The organism is Pontibacter sp. GD7, assembly GCF_058216375.1.
In genome coordinates this window covers 284,768-304,144 of record NZ_JBYZMP010000006.1, presented here as the reverse complement: position 1 = coordinate 304,144, position 19,377 = coordinate 284,768, and the positions used below count along the sequence as shown (strand labels likewise).

Here is a 19,377-nt window from a genome sequence, read left to right as displayed (position 1 = left end):
CCCATTTTTCGTGGGTGGCCCATTGCATTTGCATATCAGTTAAAAAAAGCATTACAGCTTCTCCATCAGTACCTCATACAGCTTCACCATACTTTCGATGTCTTTCTTGTGCACGATCTCGTCCGGGGTGTGCACATTATCCTCAGGGGCACCAATAAAGCACCAATCCCAAGGGTAGGCACTATGCTGCAGCTCTTTTGCATCGCTTCCGCCAGCTCCCTCAACCTCTAATTGGTAAGGTATACCGGCTTCCTTTGCAATGTTGATGATCTTCTGGACGTAAGAGCGCCTTGGTATCAGGCTGTCACGCATGGATATCACCACACCCTCTCCGGCATGCACCCCTTCTGTAACCCACGTGATGTCTGAAATAATGCCTTGCGTAACGCCATAGTTTTCATAAATATACTTTGCCAGGTATGCCACAGAGCCTCCGCCATGCTCTTCCCAGCAACTAAAAGCGATGATACCATTCTCCAGCGTTTCAGCTACCTTTAAGGCACTCCAAACCCCTAGCCGGTTGTCGAGGTAGCAGCTTTGCACTGTTTCATCAGTCTCCCTGAAATCACATTTGAATACCAGTTCTGTGCCGCGCTCAATCTCACGCTCAAATTCATAATGCAGATCACCACCTTCTTCGTTTACGTCCAGTGTGCATTCTATTTTCCCCTGGCTGTCCTCGCCTACCAACACGTAACCTGGCTCCGTGCTTGGCCCACCGATTTTAACCAGCTGCTTACCATAGCGAACCGTAAAACCGATAGAGTCCATGTGCGCGAATATTGCCGCTTTAGGCTCACCAAATATAAGTAAAATGCAATCCTGGAAACCTTCACCAAATATTACGGTTGGCTGCACTTTCCATTGAACTTTATGCTTTTCGATGTAGTTAAGCAGAAATTCTGACAGGTTTTTTTCGTTACCTGAAGGAGCATGTATCTGGCAAAGTTGTTTTAAAAGTCTCATAAGTTATTTCCATTAATGGAATTCAAAATTAATATTATTGTTGTACTTTTAGAATCTGCCGCCAAATACAGCAGCGCTTTATTCGACAGCACCGAAAATTCATACTTAATACATGAATAAGTTATTTGTTACCCTTTTTGCATTGTGTTCATCTTTAACGGCAATGGCTCAGGCACCTACCGACACCACTGCCATGCGCCATATCACCTTCGAGTCGATAGAGGTGATACCAGAGGCAACGCGTGTAAAAGGCATGCTGTTGCTGAACAAAGATGTGCAGTATGAGTTGGAGGGTGCCGTGGACAACATGTATAACTTCAAGTATGAGATCGCCGAAAAGCAGTTCAAATCCATCAGAAGACGATACCCGGAACACCCGCTGCCATACTTTCTGCTTGGCCTGAGCCAATGGTGGAAGATCGTGCCTACCAACATCCAGACGCTGAAGCATGACGACATGTTCTTTGCTTACATGGACACGGCCATTTATAAGGCAGAGAAGATGTACAAGCAGGATGAAAAAGATTTTGAGGCCTCTTTCTTTCTGGCAGCCGCTTATGGTTTCACGGCCCGTTTGCACTCTGAGCGCAGCAATTGGCGCAAAGCCACTGTGGCCAGCAAACGTTCTCTCGAGTACATGGAGCGTGCCAAGGCTGGCAATGGCTTAAGCCCTGAGTTTTTGTTTGGGGAGGCGCTGTTTAACTACTATGCCGTGTGGATACATGACGAGTACCCGATGCTGCGCCCTGTGCTGGCCTTTTTCCCTAACGGCGATAAGCGTTTAGGCCTAAAGCAGTTGCGTTATGTGGCCAATACCGGATTTTATACTGGAACAGAGTCCAAGACCTTCCTGATGAAGATCTATGCCAATGAGGAAGGCAATATGGCCGAAGCGCTGAAAGTGTCTCAGGACCTGGCTTTAAAATATCCGGACAACGCCTACTTCCAGCGTTTTTATGCCCGTTTGTTATTTGTGCAGGGCCATTTTACAAGAGCCGAGCGTATTTCTGAAAATATACTGGAGAAAATTAACCAGGGCATGCCGGGATACGAGGCTGTTAGCGGTCGTTACGCTTCCTACATATTGGCCTACATAAACCAGAACAAATACCGCGACCTTGAAAAGGCGAAGAAACATTACCAGGATGCTATTATGTATGCTGAGATGAGCAATGAGCGTGATTCTGGTTACTTTATAAACTCCTACCTGAACCTGGCCCGAATCGCAGACCAACAAAACGACAAGCTAACCGCTAAACGCTATTACGCCATAGTAGTGCAGCAAACAGAAGATAAAAAGTCTGCGAACTACAAAGAAGCCAGGGATTATCTGAAAGAAAACAGAAAAGTAGGAAAATCTAAAGCAGATAAAGCAACTACCCGAAAAGGCTAAGAAAAGTCGGTAGGTGCGCCTGCAAACTATACTTCTCTGATACCCATACCTTACCATTTGCACCCAGCCTGGTCCGTAAATCAGCGTCGATTATAAGTTGCTCCAGGCATGTGTGCCACTCCTGCGCAGTAGTGCAGGTATAGCCAACTTCTCCGTTTGGCACCGCCTCTACGTTAGCTCCTACTGCCGAAACCACCGCAGGTATACCCAACGCCATATACTGTAATGCCTTAAAAGCGCACTTCCCTTTGGCCCACTCAGTATCTGGCAAAGGCATTACCCCAACATCAAATTGCAACAAGTCTTCTATTTCGGTTTCCGACTGCCAGCGCACAAACCTTAACGAGTTTAGTTTCAGGTCCGGGACTTTATCTGCGATCACCATAAAATCAAAAGTATACTTTTGCTCGAGTTGCCGCAGCACAGGTTCCAGTATTTTAAGGTATGGCAGCGTTGAGTGCGAACCGGTCCAGCCGATAACTATTTTTTTTGCTGAGTGCTGCTTTATCTGGCTATACATTGCTGTATCAACGGTAGTAGGCAAGTATACTGCCTGCCGGTTATACTTGCTGGCAAATTGCTGCAGGAAGCGGTTCCCTGCACTTACTTTATAGCTCCAGGTACAGATTTCAGAAGTTTTGTGGTGCTGCTTATACTTTGCTGCGCTGCTGTTCTCATCGGATGTGTTCTCGAGCCAAATGGCATCATCAAAATCAAAGATCAGCTTCTTACGGAAAATCTTCGCGACAAGCCATTCAAACCAGGGCGGCCCGACAGGCGTGGCCTCCCGGTGCACGAATACAAAATCATACTTGTGCAATTGAAACAATAAAAACAGCCTTCTCACAAAACCAGCCAGTGTGCCTGCAATCTTTTGTAAAGTATGGCCTTTTCTGTAAAGTATGCTATGAGTCTGTGTGCTCCAGAACGGAGCCAATTTATACTTTATACCATGTCTTTCTAAGTATGGCAGAAACTGCTCTACTCTGAAACGTTGTGAGGCTGCTTTACCGATGGGGTATGGAACCACGAAAAGAACGTTCATACTTTCCCCTCCCCTCTTTTATCATAACCAAAAAAGTGCGCGAAGGCATCTTTCATGCAGTTGGCAGGCCTGTACTTTTTAACCAGTTGGGGTATCTGCAACCTGTGCTGCGGTTCTTTCAGGATACTTAAAATCTGATGTATGGCTTTTTTCAGGCTGTCCTGCTTACCTGGAGTAAACAAAGCGCCGCCGCCTTCCTGCATTATAATATCCGACTCATCCCCGATGCCTTCTGTTAAAAGTACCGGTAGTCCATTAGCCCAGTATTCGCCCACTTTAACCGGGGATATCGCAATTTTAGATGGTCCGGGTTTGTACGTGGCAAAAGCGAAATCTGCCGCAGAGAGGTAACGCGGCACCTCCTCGTGTGCTACACTTTTTACCAGCACATGTGCCGGGTTTATACTTTGAGCAGATAAGTAAGTATAAATATTTTCAACTTTATCAGGTGTCAGGATGATCAACCTGAAATCCGGAATGAGCTTAAAGCATTGCGAATATATCTCAAACGCCTCACCTTCCAGATACAATCCGCCATACTTGCCAACATAAATCCCAATCAGATTAACTTCCCAGCCAAGTTCTGCACGTGTGGCTACTCTCATCTCAGGACTATACTTGAATGTAGCTACAGGGCTTGGTACTGTCACCACATTATCAGGAGGTAAGCCTCTTTTTAAAAGCTCCTGCCTATACTTTTCAGACACCGGAATCACCCCTGAGGCATACTTTTCCTGCTGCCTCTCCCAGTATTTTTGGAAGTTATACTTTAAGCCTGTCTTTTTCCATACTCCCGACTCAAACATGTAATCGGCATGCGGTTCAAATGAACTCACGTAAAATGGCAAGCCTGTCTTTTTCCATAATTTGTAGGCCAGAGCGCCTGCAGGGGCACCGTGCGCGAACAGCGCTGTGGCTTTGGTTTCCGAAGCTAATGCTGCAATGGCCTTCGGGAACTTCACAAAGTCGCTTATTTTAGTGAGCAGCGCACTTCCATTTTCATCCGGGAATAAAGGATGATGCCGCACTTTGGAATATTCAGTAGGAAGAACTTCGCCAGACGATAAATTACCCTCACGTTCGATGCTGCAAAACACCACCTGCTCCACTGCTTCAGACTCCTGCGTAACTTTCAGCCAGGGTAGTATAGTAGCCTTCGTCAGGTCGTCACGTATGCCCCAGTAGCCAATGAAAATTATGCGCTGTTTTCTCACGGATCAGCCTTTTTCTATTAATGTGATTATTTCCTGGATATGCTTCTCCAGTGAGAATTTGGTGTTTAGCAGAATATCTATAGATTTTTCGTCTATCAGGTTATCTGATCTATACGTGTACACATGATGCAGTTTAGCCACACAATCTGTCTCGTCTCCGGCTTTAAACAGCACGCCAACCTTAGCATTACAGAGCACCTCTCGGTTAGGCTGAATGTCTGATGCCAGCACCAGGGAGTGTTGCTGAAGTGCCTCTAAGACAACCAGCGGTAACCCTTCTATAAAAGAGGGCACCACAACCAAACTGCTTTGCTGCATTCTCTTGGTAAGCTCCTCATTCTCTAGTTTTCCGGGCATTTGCACATAATCCAGCAGCCCCTTGTGCTCAACGGCTTTCTTTAACTCAGCAAACTGGTTACCTGTTCCGGCAATCACCAACTCTACCTGGTTCGGGCTCAACTCATTTAGCCTGACAAATTCTCTGAAAGGCTCTAAAAACCAAAGCTGCCCTTTCGAGGCCTCTACCCTGCCAGGCAACAGTATTTTAAATTTGCCTGAAACAGTTTTTAAAGTAGCGTTATACTTAGTGGGATTACTTTGCGAAGGCAATGCATTATAAATTACAATGCTGTTGGGCAAACGAACCAAGTGCTGCTGTATGTCTGCTTTCACAGCATCTGAAACAAACACATGACCATCGTCAAATCTCTTAGCCAGCCATTTATTCAGGTTATTCAGCAACTTACGCCTTAAGGTAACTAAAGGGAACTCAAGGTACTGCGTTATATGAAAATACTGCCATAGCTTTATACCTCTATCTTTGCGCAACCCGATTAACATAGCCAACCTTAACAGAAAATGGGCATAAGGTGCATGCGCAAAAACCACTGCATTCTTCTCTGCATAAAGCAATTGCTTAATTTTTCTGCTTGCACCATAAGCGGACTTCAGGGCCTGCACCGATAAATAGGCATCTGGCTGGCGCAGTTCTGTTATTTTGCTTCTGGCTATGCCTGGCGCAAATTCGGCAAGAGCAATGTCATCTACAGTGGTCAGAACGATCAACTTTACAGGATAGCCAAGTTCGTGTAAAGCCTGCATTTGCAAAAGCACCTGTTTAGAGATACCTTCATATGCAATTGCTGGCACTACACTAAAAATGCTTGGCTTATTGGTAATCGTGTCTTGCAAAGCTTGAAGTTAATTTTTAATAAATATAGTTATTAATCCACTCTGTGCAGATGTCCGGCAAACCAAATATACTATTTGTAGGAAACTATAACCGGGAGGATTATGTGCGGCTGCTGGAGGCTTCTAAAAGTCACTGCAATTTATACTTTCTGTTCTTCGCATCGCCCAATGAGGAGCAAAGCCAGCTATACAAAACCTACGGACAGGCTATTTACTGGAAAGACTTTGAAAGCGCTCAGCAGCTACTTAAAAGTATAATTCCTGACAAGGTTGTCTTTCTATACATCGAGTCTTACAACCATGTGGTGTTAAACCTGGCTTGCAAAGAGGCTGGCATCCCGACTTATCTGTTAGAGCACGGCTTACGAGCAGATTATGTGGTTGGGTTTGATCCAAGTATAAGCCCCGGCAGAGAAAGCAGGCTTAGTTATTACTACCAGGTTTTAAGGAACTTTCGTGCCCGGGTTAACTCTCGCAAATTTCTTGACAAAAGTATAAGTTTGCTAAAACCTGAAAACAGTGCGTTTGCAAAAGAGTTTGTGCAAGTGAGGAGTAAGTATAATTACCTCGATACTTTCAGAAGAATAAAGTCTGAAAAACGCCTTGCGGATTACTACATTGGGTTTAGCCCTAAGATTTTTGAGAGTTTTAAGGCCCATGAAGCGCCCTATTTTGGAGGACCGGTAAAGTATATCGGTATCCCATACTTCGATAAACTGGCTGCGCTTACTCCTGCGGTGCCTGGCAAAAGTATACTTTTAATAGACCAGCCGCTGGCAGAACAAGGCCTGCTACAGTGGGATATGAAGTATAAAACAACATTTGCCAGCACGCTGCTATCCGTCTGCCAAAAGCATCAATACCAGTTATACATCAAACCGCATCCAAAGCAGGATCTTAACTTTTGGCGAAAGTATGAAAAGCAAAATCAGTGTACTTTGGTAAACGATGAAAGACTTATGCAACTCGCACCTGGCTTTTTAGTTGTATTAGGTTTTTACTCTACCTACCTGATGCCTTTTGCCGCTTACCCTCATACATCGGTCATTACTTTCGAAAACCACCCTGCCGGAGATTACCAGGTTTCAAAACCGCTGGTTGATGCAGGTGTGGCATCCCCGATTTATACTTTAGATGAACTGCACAGCATCTTACTTAATCCTGAAGTCATCCATCAAGAACAGTTGCCACACAAGGCCAATTTTGTTCAGGAATGGATGTACAAATTCGATGGCAAGAGTGGTGAGAGGTTGCGCGACATACTTGCAGGAGATACACTCTAAAGCAAAACGGGGCCACACTTGCATGTGGCCCCGTTTAGTAAATTTATACTTTCTATACTTCTTCAGGAGTGCTTACCGGAATTTTCTCTTTAAAGTACTCCAGCGTTCTTTTTAGACCTTCTGCTCGGTCTACCTGAGGCTCCCAACCCAGAATCTCTTTTGCTTTAGAAATATCCGGCTGGCGTTTCTGTGGATCGTCTTTTGGTAATGGCTGATACTCCACCTTTAGCTCTACACCCGTTAGCTTACAGATCTCCTCGGCAAACTGCTTTATAGTGATCTCAGATGGGTTACCAACATTCACTGGCAAGTGATAGTCGCTTAGCAACAGGCGATAGATACCTTCTACCAGATCGTCAACGTAGCAGAAAGAGCGTGTCTGGCTACCGTCTCCGAAAATGCTCAACGGCTCGCCTCTCAACGCCTGGCTTAAGAAAGCAGGCAATACACGGCCATCGTCCAGGCGCATGCGCGGGCCATAAGTATTGAAGATGCGTACAATGCGGGTCTCCAAACCATGGTGCATGTGGTAAGCCATCGTCATGGCCTCCTGAAAGCGCTTGGCCTCATCGTAGCAGCCACGCGGCCCGACAGGGTTTACATTTCCCCAGTAATCTTCCGTCTGCGGATGCACCAACGGGTCACCGTATACTTCCGAAGTGGAGGCGATGAGCATGCGTGCGCCTTTGGCCTTTGCAAGACCTAACAGATTGTGCGTGCCCAACGAGCCTACTTTCAAGGTCTGTATCGGGATTTTCAGATAGTCTATCGGGCTGGCCGGCGACGCAAAGTGCAGGATGTAATCCAGCTTACCCGGTACATGCACAAACTTTGATACATCATGATGATAGAACTCAAAGTCCTTCAGCTTAAACAGGTGCTCAATGTTCTCAAGGTTACCTGTGATCAGGTTGTCCATGGCGATCACATGGTAACCCTCTTTAATAAACCTGTCGCACAAATGTGAGCCTAAAAAGCCCGCACCACCCGTGATCAGTACTCTTTTCTTTGCCATCTATGCTATTTCTTTCTCTTGCTGTATATGTTGTTTCACGCCAATGCCGTAGTAAGTGAAGCCTTTCTCGGCCAGGTCGGCTGCCTCGTAGATGTTGCGTCCGTCAAACACCACCTTCTCCTTCATCAGCTTGCTCACCACCGCGAAGTTCGGTGAGCGGAACTCGGGCCACTCGGTCACCAGCAGCAGCGCGTCGGCGTCGATCAGGGCCTCGTACTCGTCCTTGCCGTACTCAATGGTGTCGCCCAGCGTGTGCTGCGCCTCCTTCATGGCCACCGGGTCGTAGGCGCGAACCTTCGCTCCCTGCTCCAGCAGCTTCTCTATGATCACCAGCGACGGCGCCTCGCGCATGTCGTCTGTCTTCGGCTTGAAGGAAAGGCCCCACAGGGCAAAGGTCTTGCCGGCGATGTCGCCGTTGAAGTGGGCCATGATCTTGTTGTAGAGCACAGACTTCTGCTTCTCGTTCACCGACTCCACGCTCTTGAGCACCTGCATCTCGTAGCCGTTCTCCTCGGCTGTCTTGATCAGCGCCTTCACGTCCTTGGGGAAGCAGGAGCCACCGTAGCCGATGCCCGGGTAGATGAACTTGTTGCCGATGCGCGCGTCCGAGCCGATGCCCTTTCTGACCATGTTCACGTCCGCACCCATGATCTCGCACAGGTTGGCGATGTCGTTCATGAACGAGATCTTGGTGGCCAGCATGGCGTTGGCCGCGTACTTGGTCATCTCAGCGGATGGGATGTCCATGAAGATAAGCGGGTGGCCGTTCATCAGGAAGGGCTTGTAGAGCTTCTTCATCACGCCCTCGGCCCTGTCAGAGGCCACGCCCACCACGATACGGTCAGGCTTTAGGAAGTCCTCGATGGCGGCTCCCTCCTTGAGGAACTCCGGGTTAGAGGCCACATCAAACGGAATGTCCACGCCGCGCGCGGCCAGCTCCTCCTCGATGGCCTGGCGCACCTTGCGCGCCGTGCCCACCGGCACCGTGCTCTTGGTCACCACCACCATGTAGTCGGTCATGTGCTGGCCAATGGCGCGGGCCACGGCCAGCACGTGCTTCAGGTCGGCCGAGCCGTCCTCGCCCGGGGGCGTGCCCACGGCGATGAAGGCCGCCTCGCAGCCGCAGGACTGTATGCTGGAGGCCAGGTCCGATGAGAAGGTAAGGCGCTCTTTCTGGGTGTTGCGCTGCACCATCTCCTCCAGCCCCGGCTCGTAGATCGGAAGGATCCCCTTCTTCAGGTTCTCTATCTTTTTGGTGTCTATGTCTATGCAGGTAACGTCAATGCCCACTTCGGCAAAGCAGGTGCCTGTTACCAGACCCACGTATCCCGTGCCAACTACAGCTATTCTCATAGGTGAAAAATCTTGTTAAGAGTACAAATTTAACTTTTCTGTGTAATACTTACTTATCTATTCTAATTTAATGCACACAAGGCTATTTAGGAACCTACGTCATATATTTCTGCCACCAGTACTGGAATACCAACAGGCTCCAGAGCTTTGCCTGCTGATCGCCGCCCTGCTTTCCCAGAACGCCGTCTCGCAGTTTCATTACTGCAGCAACGTCAAAGATACCCTGTTCCTGTATCCTGTTGGGTGCTAAAAGTTCCTGCACCAACTCCTGCCCTTTCGTATTCAGGAAATGTTGCAACGGCACCTCAAAGCCCTTTTTCTTTCTCGACAGCAGCTCTGCCGGCAAAATATCTTTAAAAGTATCGGTTAAAATACGTTTTTGCCTGTCCTTGCTGATCTTGGAACTGGCAGGCAAAGCCATTGCAAACTTTACCAGCCTGTGATCGAGGTACGGACTTCTTATCTCAAGCCCATTGGCCATGCCCATGAGGTCTGTCTTGGGCAGCATATCATTGGCCAGAACCAGGTTCCAGTCGGCACACAGTACGTTATTCAGGTTGTGGTGGTTGTTATTAAGGCAGTCCAGCAAACGGCTTTTGCGTGCAAAGTATAACCGGCTAGCCGCGGCAGTACGGTGGTTTGTTTTCAGTAACTGCAGGGCATCTGCTTCGGTTTGCCATGTTGCCCAGAGCCAGTAACGCTCTTGCGGCGTTAAGTTGGCCCCTTGGGCAAAGCGCTGTAATTGTCTTACCTTGTTTGCCACAAAAGAGTTTCTGGATTTTGGCAGAAGTTTCCATAAAAACTCCAGTTGTTTTACCACACCTGCGCCTACACCACCTGTTATTACCTTATACTCAGCCAGATGCTTATTGTAACCCCCGAATAGTTCATCAGCCCCGTCCCCAGAAAGCACCGCTTTAAACGACTGGCTCACATGCCGGCTAAGCGAATAAACGGCCAGCGCCGAAGAGTCGGCAAAAGGCTCGCTGAGCGCCTCCAGCATCCCGAAAAGATTATCGTGCAACTCAGTTGAGGTAAGAAGGACTTCCGTGTGATTGGTATTATACTTTTGGGCCACCAGCCGAGCATACTTTGTTTCGTCAAAGTATGGTTGCTCCGGAAAGCCCACTGAAAAAGTATGAAGATCTGGCACATGCGCAGAAGCCAGGCCCACCACAACCGATGAGTCGATGCCGCCACTCAGGAAAGCGCCTACCGGAACATCGGCCACCAGCCTGTCGGTTACAGCTCTGTCCATCAATTGCCGCAACTTTGACTGCTGTTGCGCATAGGTCATCTGGCTCTGGGTGCTTTTCTCCGCATCATAAGGCAACCTGTACCAGACGGAGCTCTGCACACGACCGTTACGAATGTAAAGCGCATGGCCTGGCAAAAGCTTTTTTACACCGGTCAGTATACTTGCCGGAGCCGGAATGTAGGCAAGCTGCAGGTATTGGTAAAGCGAAGTATAGTCTAATTCACGTGGAACACCCAGCGCCATTAAACTGCCCAACTCAGACCCAAACATAAACTTATCTGCATCTTTATAATACAGCAGCGGCTTCTCGCCAAACCTGTCGCGGGCAATAAACAGTGCATTCTCCGCTGCATCGAAAATCGCCAGCGCAAAAAAGCCCCTGAGCTTTTTAAGAAAATCCTGCCCTTCCCTCATGTAGAGCTGTAAAACTACCTCTGTGTCTGAGTCTGTGGTAAAGCTAATGCCTTTATCCATTAACTCGCCGCGGAGTTTGCGGTAGTTGAATATTTCGCCGTTCAGGATAATGATGAAGCGGCCGCTTGGCTCTGTAAAAGGTTGATTGGCCATGGCAGAAGGAGCAATAACAGAAAGCCTGGTGTGCACCATGCCCACCATACCGCTCCGAAACTCGCCCCTGGCGTCCGGCCCGCGTCGTGCCACGGCTGCGGCTGCAGCCGGCAAGAGCTCCAGTGTCCTGGCCCCCGCCTCCGTAAAAGCATAAACTCCCGCTAATCCGCACATAAATCTCTTTGCCCTCTAATCACTGTTAACCAAGCCCAGGTGTACGCTTGCCATTATTTAGGCTGAAGCCAACCTTATTTTAAGTAAAATTAACAACCTGCCTCCTTAATCAAAGTATAGTTTAATAAATACACCCTATACTTTCTATGAAACCAGAATGGTTGGATACGAAAGAGTATCCATTTAAATCGCACTATCTACAGCTGGAAGCTGGCAAAATGCATTATATAGATGAGGGTACAGGCACGCCGATCGTGATGATACATGGCACCCCTGCCTGGTCTTTCCTGTACCGCAACATCATAAAGATCCTTCGAAAAAAGTACCGCTGCATTGCTGTGGACCTGATCGGCTTCGGACTTTCCGACAAACCCGATGATTTTAGTTACAAGCCCCGGGCACACGCCGCCAACTTTGAACAATTGATGGACCATCTGAAGCTAACAGACGTTACGCTGCTGGTGCATGACTTTGGTGCACCTATTGGCTTTGCCTACGCCATAAAGAACCCATCAAATGTAAAGCGCATCGTTATGCTTAACTCCTGGACCTGGTCTTTATCAAAACACCAGACCTTCGGAAAAACAAGCAAGTACCTTGTCGGGCCTTTGGGCAAGTTCCTGCATTCCAAACTTAACGTATCGGCCAAAACGCTGGTAAACGAACTTTTTGAGGAAGAGGAGAAAATACCTGAGCCAATAAAAGAGCACTATGTGCAGGGCTTGGGCAACCCAGACCAGCGGGTAAAGAAACTTGCCTGTGCACGGGAGTTGGTTGGCGTTACAAAGTGGTACGAAGAACTCTGGAAAGACCGCAAAAAGATACAGGACATCCCAACGCTTATACTTTGGGGAGAGCGCGATAAACTGATAAAGATCGATGCCTTACAACGCTGGAAAAAGTTCTTCCATGAGTGTTACGTGATACATTTTGAAGACAGTGGCCACTTTTTGGTGGAAGACAATGCCGAGGAGATCGCTGGTTATGTAAGCAATTTTATAAAAGAAGAAGAGAAAAAACAGGAGCCGGTTCACGACTCTTAAATTAATTTACCCGATACCATGAAAACAAATAAATCCTACAAGGAGGCCATACTTAGGGCTTATCCTTCTGAAAAAGAAAACACCCAGGATCAGGAACACCTTTTAAACATGCGCAAGCAGGAAAACAGTAAAACCAGCCAAGAGCAAACGCCTGTTATTGAAACACACAAAAACATTATGCGATCCTGGCTAAACCTTCGCAAACTGGACCAGCATTTGTCAGACAAAGACAATACTTAGGCCAACAGACCAAAAGGCACAACTTAAAACTGGCGCTGGCGAGGTATAACTGAACGTTTCAGGCTTTTAAAATATCTTGCCCGGGTTAAGTATGCCGTGTGGGTCGAACAGCTGTTTTATACCCCGCATCAACCTTAGCTGCACTTCGCTTACAGCAATCCCGATGTAACGGCGTTGCACCAGGCCTATGCCGTGCTCCCCTGAAATGGTGCCACCCAACGAAACACAGTGCCTGAAGATCTCTTTGATGCCTTCCGGCAATTTGTTGTTCCAGTCGTCGTCGCTCATGTCGCCTTTCACGATATTGATGTGCAGGTTGCCGTCGCCGGCGTGGCCGTAGCAAACAGATTTGAAGTTATACCTTGCTCCTATTTCCTTAACACCTTTCAGGAGCTTTGGCAGTTCGGCGCGTGGCACTACCGTATCTTCCTCTTTATAAACAGAATTGCTTTTTACGGCATGGCCCACATTCCGGCGCAGGTGCCACAGATCCGCCTTTTGCTTTTCGGTATCGGCCACCAATATCTCCCCGACATCAAAGCTTTCCAGCACCTGGTATACTTGCTCTGCCTCCTGAAACAGCACGTCCATTTCCTTTCCATCCAGCTCAATGAGCAGGTGCGCCTGTATGTCTTCCGGTATATCCACCTTCACATCCACATACTTCGAGGTCCACTCTATGGCGTCACGCTCCATAAACTCCAAGGCAGAAGGCACGATGCCGGCCATAAATATTTTGGATACTGCCTCACAGGCTTCCTCATACTTCCGGAATGGTACCAGCATTACCAGGTTCTGTGGCGGGTATGGTATTAGCTTGAAAACGATTTTTGTGATGATGCTCAGGGTACCCTCGCTGCCCACCATCAGCTGTGTCAGGTTGTAGCCAGTGGCATTTTTCAGTACGTTAGCCCCGGTCCAGGTTATTTCGCCGGTTGGCAGCACCACTTCCATGTTCAGCACATAGTCTTTGGTAACACCATACTTTACTGCCCTGGGGCCACCGCTGTTCTCGCTAAGATTACCGCCTAAAAAGCAGCTGCCCCTGCTCGAAGGATCGGGTGGGTAAAACAAGCCTCTTTCAATAACGGCCTCCTGGAACACCTGTGTGATAACGCCTGGCTCCACAGTGGCCTGCAGGTTACGCTCATCAATATTGATGATCTGGTTAAGCCGCTCGGTTGAAAGTATAACCCCGCCATGCACGGCTAGTGCGCCACCACTTAAGCCAGTGCCGGCGCCCCGTGGGGTAACCGGAATAAGATTTTCGTGGCAATAACGCATAATACCACTTATCTGCTTAGCGTTTGCAGGTTTAAGGACTACCTCCGGCTGGTAACGCAGGTCTTCGGTTTCATCGTGCGTGTAGCGCAGCATAGTTTCCAGATCAGATGGCATAACCATGTGCTCCTCGCCAACTATACCGGAAAAATAGTCGATAGCCTCCGGGCTTACTTTGTTAAATTTCATTTTTAAAAAGAACAGCTAATCTGTAAATTAGCCAACGCTTATATTATCACCAACTTATTTTTACGTAATACGCTTTGAAGTCTCTTTTTACCTCTGCCGCTTTATTAATTTTTTTCCTGCTTCTGGCGGCCTCTTGCCAGACATCCCAGCCTACTTTTAGTAAGCGTGGAGAAGATTACCGCTCGGCACGAGAAATTGCCGAAGCCAAGAGGCAGGAACGCAAAGCGCGCAAACTGGCAGCCCGGAACGGTGGCAAAGATGCCCCGTTAGCTTCTAAAGATCGAACAAGCCGCACCCACGTGCCCCGTAACCTGGATGAGCAGGTGGCCACTGTTATCAAGGCAGCACGTTCCTATACGGGCACTCCTTATAAATGGGGCGGCACCACACGCGTAGGCATGGACTGCTCCGGCCTTCTCTGCACCTCGTTCCAAAGTATAGATGTTATACTTCCGCGCACTTCCGACGAACAAAGCCGGTACGGAAAAGAAGTCAGGCTAAAGGATATAAAAGAAGGCGACCTCGTTTTCTTTGGGGCTAACAAAAATAGCCGTGACATAACGCATGTGGGCATGGTTACAGAAGTAAACAGCAATGAGGAAATCAAGTTTATTCATGCGTCCACCTCATTAGGTGTTGTTGAGAATAATTTATTCTCTGAACACTATCAGAAGATTTTCATCAAAGCGGTAAGACCACCTGTTTTTTAAGTGAATAAGCCCCATTTTTTAGTTAAATGGGAACCTGCCTTCGTAATCAAAATTTAACATAGGACAATTAGAACATACGTACTTAAAAGCTAGTAAAAGCTATTGTTAATCAACTAGTTATAAGTACTATGAAATCTTTATACTCTATTTTAACCCTGTGCTTAGCTTGTTTACTGAACGCACAGATGGCACTGGCGCAAGGGGCAACTACAGCCGCTTTAACCGGTCTGATACGAGATCAGGCAGGTACAGCGCTTCCGGGTGCCACCGTAATTGCAGTGCATACCCCTACTAATACCCAATATGTAGCATCAACAAATGCGGATGGGTTTTACAATATCCAGAACATGCGCGTGGGTGGGCCTTATACTATCAGGACCTCCTATGTAGGATACCAGGAACAAGCTGCTGAGGGTGTAAGCCTGGCATTGGGTAAAACTGCCCGCGTAGACTTTACCTTAACGGAAAGCGCCCGGCAACTGGGAGAGGTTGAGATCACCGGTGAACGCAACGATATTTTTAACCAGGACCGAACCGGTGCTGCCACCAACGTTTCGCGGGAGCAGCTGGAAAAACTGCCAACACTAAGCAGAAGCCTGCAGGACTTTACACGTTTAACCCCACAAGCTTCAGGCAACTCCATCGCCGGCTCCAACAACCGATTCAATAATATTACCATAGATGGTGCGGTAAACAATGACGTGTTTGGCCTTTCGGGCAGTGGTACACCTGGCGGTCAGGCCGGCACCCAGCCTATCTCGCTAGATGCGATACAGGAGATACAGGTAGTAGTTGCCCCTTACGATGTGAAGCTGGGCAACTTTACAGGTGGCGGTATTAACGCTGTTACACGTTCAGGTTCCAATACATTTTCAGGTTCGGTGTATGGCTTTGGCCGTAACGAGAATACCATTGGTAAAGCGATACAAGGGCCGCGCGTAAAGGCAGATGAATTCAGCAATTACCAGTATGGTGTACGCTTGGGAGGACCTATAATCAAAGACAAGCTGTTTTTCTTTACCAACTACGATGCTACCCGCATTACGGAACCGTTGCGTTTTGCGCCAGGCTCGGCAGAGTCGCAGATACCACTTAGCGCAGCGCAGCAGCTTGCCACATTTGTGCGTGAGACTTATGGATATGATGTTGGCTCTTTTGGAAGTATAGACAGGGACACAGAAAGTGACAAGTTCTTTATCCGCTTCGACTGGAACGTGTCTAATAATCACCAACTGACCCTGCGGCACAACTACGTGGATGCTTTTGATGACAATATATCCAGGAGCAACAGCTTTATTCGTTTTGGCAATAATGCCTACCAGTTTAATAGTACTACAAACAGCACTGTGCTTGAACTGAACAGCCGTTTCAGCAACTCTATCTCAAATAACCTGATCATGGGCTACTCTCGCATCAGGGAAAGCCGTGATATACAGGGGGAGCTTTTCCCTCAGGTAACTATTGCAGACCCAGTTGGCACTTTTGAGTTTGGCGCACAGCGTTCATCAACAGCCAATGAACTGGACCAGGACATATTTGAAATAACGAATAACTTAACATACCTCGTTGATCGCCACAACTTCACATTCGGTACACATAATGAGTTTTTCAATTTCCGTAACCTCTTTATAAATAACCTGAACGGCCGATGGGACTTCCGTAGCCTGAGCGACTTCTTTAATAACCGGCCAACCCGTATACGCGCCACGTATTCACTCACAGATGACCCTCGCCCTGCAGCTGAGTTTGATGCCATGCAGCTAGGTTTTTACCTGCAGGATGAATACACAGCATCCGAACGATTAAAATTAACGTTTGGTCTGCGCCTTGATATTCCTGTTTTCCCGGACAAGCCTGCTGAAAACACGAAACTTGAGAACGACTTCCAGAATATTTTCCCGGGCTTAGAAACTGACCGTGCTCCTAGTGGAGAGTTATTATGGGCCCCTCGCTTTGGCTTTAACTTCACCCCAACCGATGAGCGCACCTTCCAGATACGAGGTGGTACAGGGGTATTTACCGGACGCGTGCCTTTTGTATGGCTTTCAAACCAGTTTATAAACACAGGTACTATTTTAGGTACTGTGGATGTGAGAAACCCGCAGACATTTATTCCAGATCCAACACAGCAACGAACTGCTGGGCCTCCGGTAAGGACTGTTGAGGTAAACGTGATAGAAGATGATTTTAAAATTCCGCAGGTTTGGAGAAGTAACCTGGCCGTGGATTATACTTTGCCTTGGGAGGTATTCGCCACTCTGGAAGGTATTTACTCCAAAACACTCAATGATGTAGTATACCGCGACCTTAACCTCGTGCAGCCAACCGGCACACTTCCTGGCGCAGACAACAGAGAGCTATTCCCGGTAAACAGACGCATAAACTCAGACTATACCAACGTGATCCTGCTTGACAACACGAACGAGGGTTACCGTTATAGTATAACCGGTCAGTTGCGCAAGGATTTTACCAATGGTATCCAGACCTCGGTAGCTTATACTTATGGCAAGTCCAAGGATGTGAACTCGGGCACAAGCTCAACTGCGTTGTCAAACTATGAGTTTAACCAGGTGGTAAATAACCCGAACGATCCGCCGCTGTCATTTTCAAGATTTGATGTACGCCATAGAGTTATAGGTACCGGTGGCTATACTTTCAGATGGGGCGATAACTTTGCAACTGGCTTGTCACTGTTTTACCAGGGCCAGTCTGGCCTGCCATTTACTTACCTTTATAACGGCGACCTGAACCGCGACGGTAACTTCGCCAATGACCTGATCTACGTTCCTCGCAGCCAGAGTGAGATCACCCTGGTTACATTTACATCCGGAGGCACCACCTTTACCCCTGCACAACAGTGGGAGGCCCTGGATGCCTTTATTTCAGGAGACGCTTACTTGAACGACCGCAGAGGCCAGTACGCAGAAAGAAATGCTGCCCGTATGCCATGGACACATCAGTTTGACGTACGCCTGTTGCAGGATTTCTACATCAATGCCGGAGATCAGCGCCATACTTTCCAGATCACTTTCGATGTGTTTAATGTGGGCAACCTTATAAACAAAGACTGGGGCCGACAATACTTTGTAAACAACAGTGCCAATGAGGTCATACGCTTTGCCGGTTTTAATACGGCAGGCCAACCTACTTTTACATTCAACCCGAATACACAGGCGTATAATATTGCACAGTTCGATTCCAGATGGCAGGGGCAGTTAGGCGTAAGGTATATCTTTAACTAATTAAACTACCAATAAAAAAGCCCTCCCGATCAGTTTCGGGAGGGCTTTTAATTTATACTACAGCTTCTTAGATAGCTTTGTAGCTACCGTCAGCCTGAAGTTCCAGGGTTACAGTGGCAGTTATGTTACCGCTATTGTAAGCCGCATAAGTAAGTTGGTACTTCTGGCCTTCTTCTGCATTCGGATACTTTTGCTTCAACAAAGCGCCTAATGCTGCTACGATCTGGTCGTTACTCCAGTAGTTGCTTGAGTTAGGATTGCTCTGATAGAAGTTACCATAGTTCGCCAGGTTTCCTCTGTTGGTTTCTGTACCTAACGCAGGGTTAGTTGCGATCCACTGATAGTCAGCTGCCACAAGTGTATACCTGATAGTCAGGTCTGGCTTCCAAACACCGTCTTTCTTTGCGAAAGCCAGCAAACCGGCAGTTGTCAAATTCTCTGTTACAGCATGCCATTTAGCGCCGTCATATACCATGGTGTATACTTTCTGGGTTGTTTTGCCGCTGCTAAAGTATGCATAGCTTACATACTCCACGTCTCCAGCCTCAGCACCAACAATGTTATCTGTCAGGAACTTGTTAAAGAAAACTGGCAGCATGTCATCGTCAGCAGAAGTAAAGTTATCGTAACGGCCACGATCTACCAGTGCATAATCATCCTCAGTCACGAAATAAATGTTGCTCCATTCGCCGTTCATGAAGTAGAATGCATCTTTCACACGCTTGGTAGTGCCAGTGTAATAGTCAAATGTAAGCGTCACCAACATGTTTTCTGCAGCATCAGGGTATTTATACTCCAGAAACTCAATCATCTCGTTAGCACTGTCAAAGTTGTCGAAGCGGTGGCCCATGGCATCGTAATCATCGCTGGTTACAGTGTATGAAACCGCTGATGACACTTTATTGCCCTTAAACTCAAAAGCCAGCTTCTCAAAGCTTACAGCCACAGAGGTGCCGTTCCCCATCTGCGGATACTTTTTATCAAGAATAGTCGGGATCAGATCTGCTGCTTCTTGCTCGGAAGCAAAGTAATAGTTTTTAGCAACTGGCTCACCCTTTAGCAACTCGTAATCCTTTTTCTCGAGTTCGATGTTCATGTCTTTTGCATAAACATCAGGATTCTGCTTATCCAGTTCCTCATATACATCTTCCATTGGGTCACAGGCCGTGAACACCAGCATCAGGGAAGAGATAAGATAAAATATCTTTTTCAT

15 protein-coding genes are annotated in these 19,377 nt (G+C 47.6%); 6 read left to right on the top strand and 9 right to left on the bottom strand.

Annotated features, from left to right (window positions below; translation table 11 throughout):
• Positions 1-51: 51 nt before the first annotated feature.
• Positions 52-966 carry a M20/M25/M40 family metallo-hydrolase gene (locus AC4BAP_RS11970; RefSeq protein ID WP_490582888.1) on the bottom strand — a complete coding sequence of 305 codons (915 nt, stop codon included), beginning with the start codon at positions 964-966 and terminating at the stop codon, positions 52-54.
• A 112-nt stretch (positions 967-1,078) separates the two neighbouring features.
• Between AC4BAP_RS11970 and AC4BAP_RS11965 the strand changes: the two genes are divergently transcribed.
• Positions 1,079-2,359, top strand: coding sequence for a tetratricopeptide repeat protein (locus tag AC4BAP_RS11965; protein WP_490582887.1), 1,281 nt, complete (start codon positions 1,079-1,081; stop codon positions 2,357-2,359).
• Here the strand turns inward: AC4BAP_RS11965 and AC4BAP_RS11960 are convergent.
• The 3 genes from AC4BAP_RS11960 to AC4BAP_RS11950 are packed head-to-tail and all read right to left on the bottom strand — an operon-like array spanning position 2,343 to position 5,809.
• Positions 2,343-3,404: a glycosyltransferase gene (locus tag AC4BAP_RS11960; RefSeq protein ID WP_490582886.1), complete on the bottom strand. Its 1,062-nt coding sequence runs from the start codon at positions 3,402-3,404 to the stop codon at positions 2,343-2,345. The two genes, AC4BAP_RS11965 and AC4BAP_RS11960, sit on opposite strands and share 17 nt — an antisense overlap.
• Complete coding sequence (locus tag AC4BAP_RS11955; protein WP_490582885.1) at positions 3,401-4,618, bottom strand: glycosyltransferase; 1,218 nt, start codon at positions 4,616-4,618, stop codon at positions 3,401-3,403. Before AC4BAP_RS11955 ends, AC4BAP_RS11960 begins: the two co-directional genes overlap by 4 nt.
• A gap of 3 nt (positions 4,619-4,621) precedes the next feature.
• Positions 4,622-5,809: a glycosyltransferase family 4 protein gene (locus tag AC4BAP_RS11950; RefSeq protein WP_490582884.1), complete on the bottom strand. Its 1,188-nt coding sequence runs from the start codon at positions 5,807-5,809 to the stop codon at positions 4,622-4,624.
• 50 nt (positions 5,810-5,859) lie between these two features.
• Between AC4BAP_RS11950 and AC4BAP_RS11945 the strand changes: the two genes are divergently transcribed.
• Complete coding sequence (locus AC4BAP_RS11945; protein WP_490582883.1) at positions 5,860-7,092, top strand: polysialyltransferase family glycosyltransferase; 1,233 nt, start codon at positions 5,860-5,862, stop codon at positions 7,090-7,092.
• A 52-nt stretch (positions 7,093-7,144) separates the two neighbouring features.
• On the opposite strand, the gene AC4BAP_RS11940 is transcribed toward AC4BAP_RS11945, so the two are convergent.
• The 3 genes from AC4BAP_RS11940 to asnB form a co-directional block, all read right to left on the bottom strand.
• Entirely contained in the window at positions 7,145-8,107 is a 963-nt protein-coding gene (locus AC4BAP_RS11940) for a UDP-glucuronic acid decarboxylase family protein (protein ID WP_490582882.1), read from the bottom strand.
• Positions 8,108-9,460 carry a UDP-glucose dehydrogenase family protein gene (locus AC4BAP_RS11935; RefSeq protein WP_490582881.1) on the bottom strand — a complete coding sequence of 451 codons (1,353 nt, stop codon included), beginning with the start codon at positions 9,458-9,460 and terminating at the stop codon, positions 8,108-8,110.
• Positions 9,461-9,554: 94 nt separating this feature from the next.
• Positions 9,555-11,459: an asparagine synthase (glutamine-hydrolyzing) gene (gene asnB / locus AC4BAP_RS11930; protein ID WP_490582880.1), complete on the bottom strand. Its 1,905-nt coding sequence runs from the start codon at positions 11,457-11,459 to the stop codon at positions 9,555-9,557.
• Positions 11,460-11,605: 146 nt separating this feature from the next.
• Between asnB and AC4BAP_RS11925 the strand changes: the two genes are divergently transcribed.
• Together AC4BAP_RS11925 and AC4BAP_RS11920 are read left to right on the top strand one after the other, a co-directional pair.
• Positions 11,606-12,502, top strand: a complete 897-nt coding sequence (locus AC4BAP_RS11925; protein WP_490582879.1) for an alpha/beta fold hydrolase — start codon at positions 11,606-11,608, stop codon at positions 12,500-12,502.
• A gap of 18 nt (positions 12,503-12,520) precedes the next feature.
• The gene (locus AC4BAP_RS11920) at positions 12,521-12,742 is read left to right on the top strand and encodes a hypothetical protein (protein WP_490582878.1); all 222 of its coding nucleotides are present in this window, start codon (positions 12,521-12,523) and stop codon (positions 12,740-12,742) included.
• Between the two features lie 66 nt (positions 12,743-12,808).
• Here the strand turns inward: AC4BAP_RS11920 and AC4BAP_RS11915 are convergent, their stop codons facing one another.
• Positions 12,809-14,212: an FAD-binding oxidoreductase gene (locus AC4BAP_RS11915; protein WP_490582877.1), complete on the bottom strand. Its 1,404-nt coding sequence runs from the start codon at positions 14,210-14,212 to the stop codon at positions 12,809-12,811.
• Between the two features lie 74 nt (positions 14,213-14,286).
• Between AC4BAP_RS11915 and AC4BAP_RS11910 the strand changes: the two genes are divergently transcribed.
• Both AC4BAP_RS11910 and AC4BAP_RS11905 read left to right on the top strand, forming a co-directional pair.
• Positions 14,287-14,922, top strand: coding sequence for a C40 family peptidase (locus AC4BAP_RS11910; RefSeq protein ID WP_490582876.1), 636 nt, complete (start codon positions 14,287-14,289; stop codon positions 14,920-14,922).
• Positions 14,923-15,050: 128 nt separating this feature from the next.
• The gene (locus tag AC4BAP_RS11905; protein ID WP_490582875.1) at positions 15,051-18,164 is read left to right on the top strand and encodes a TonB-dependent receptor; all 3,114 of its coding nucleotides are present in this window, start codon (positions 15,051-15,053) and stop codon (positions 18,162-18,164) included.
• A 67-nt stretch (positions 18,165-18,231) separates the two neighbouring features.
• On the opposite strand, the gene AC4BAP_RS11900 is transcribed toward AC4BAP_RS11905, so the two are convergent.
• Entirely contained in the window at positions 18,232-19,377 is a 1,146-nt protein-coding gene (locus tag AC4BAP_RS11900; protein ID WP_490582874.1) for a hypothetical protein, read from the bottom strand.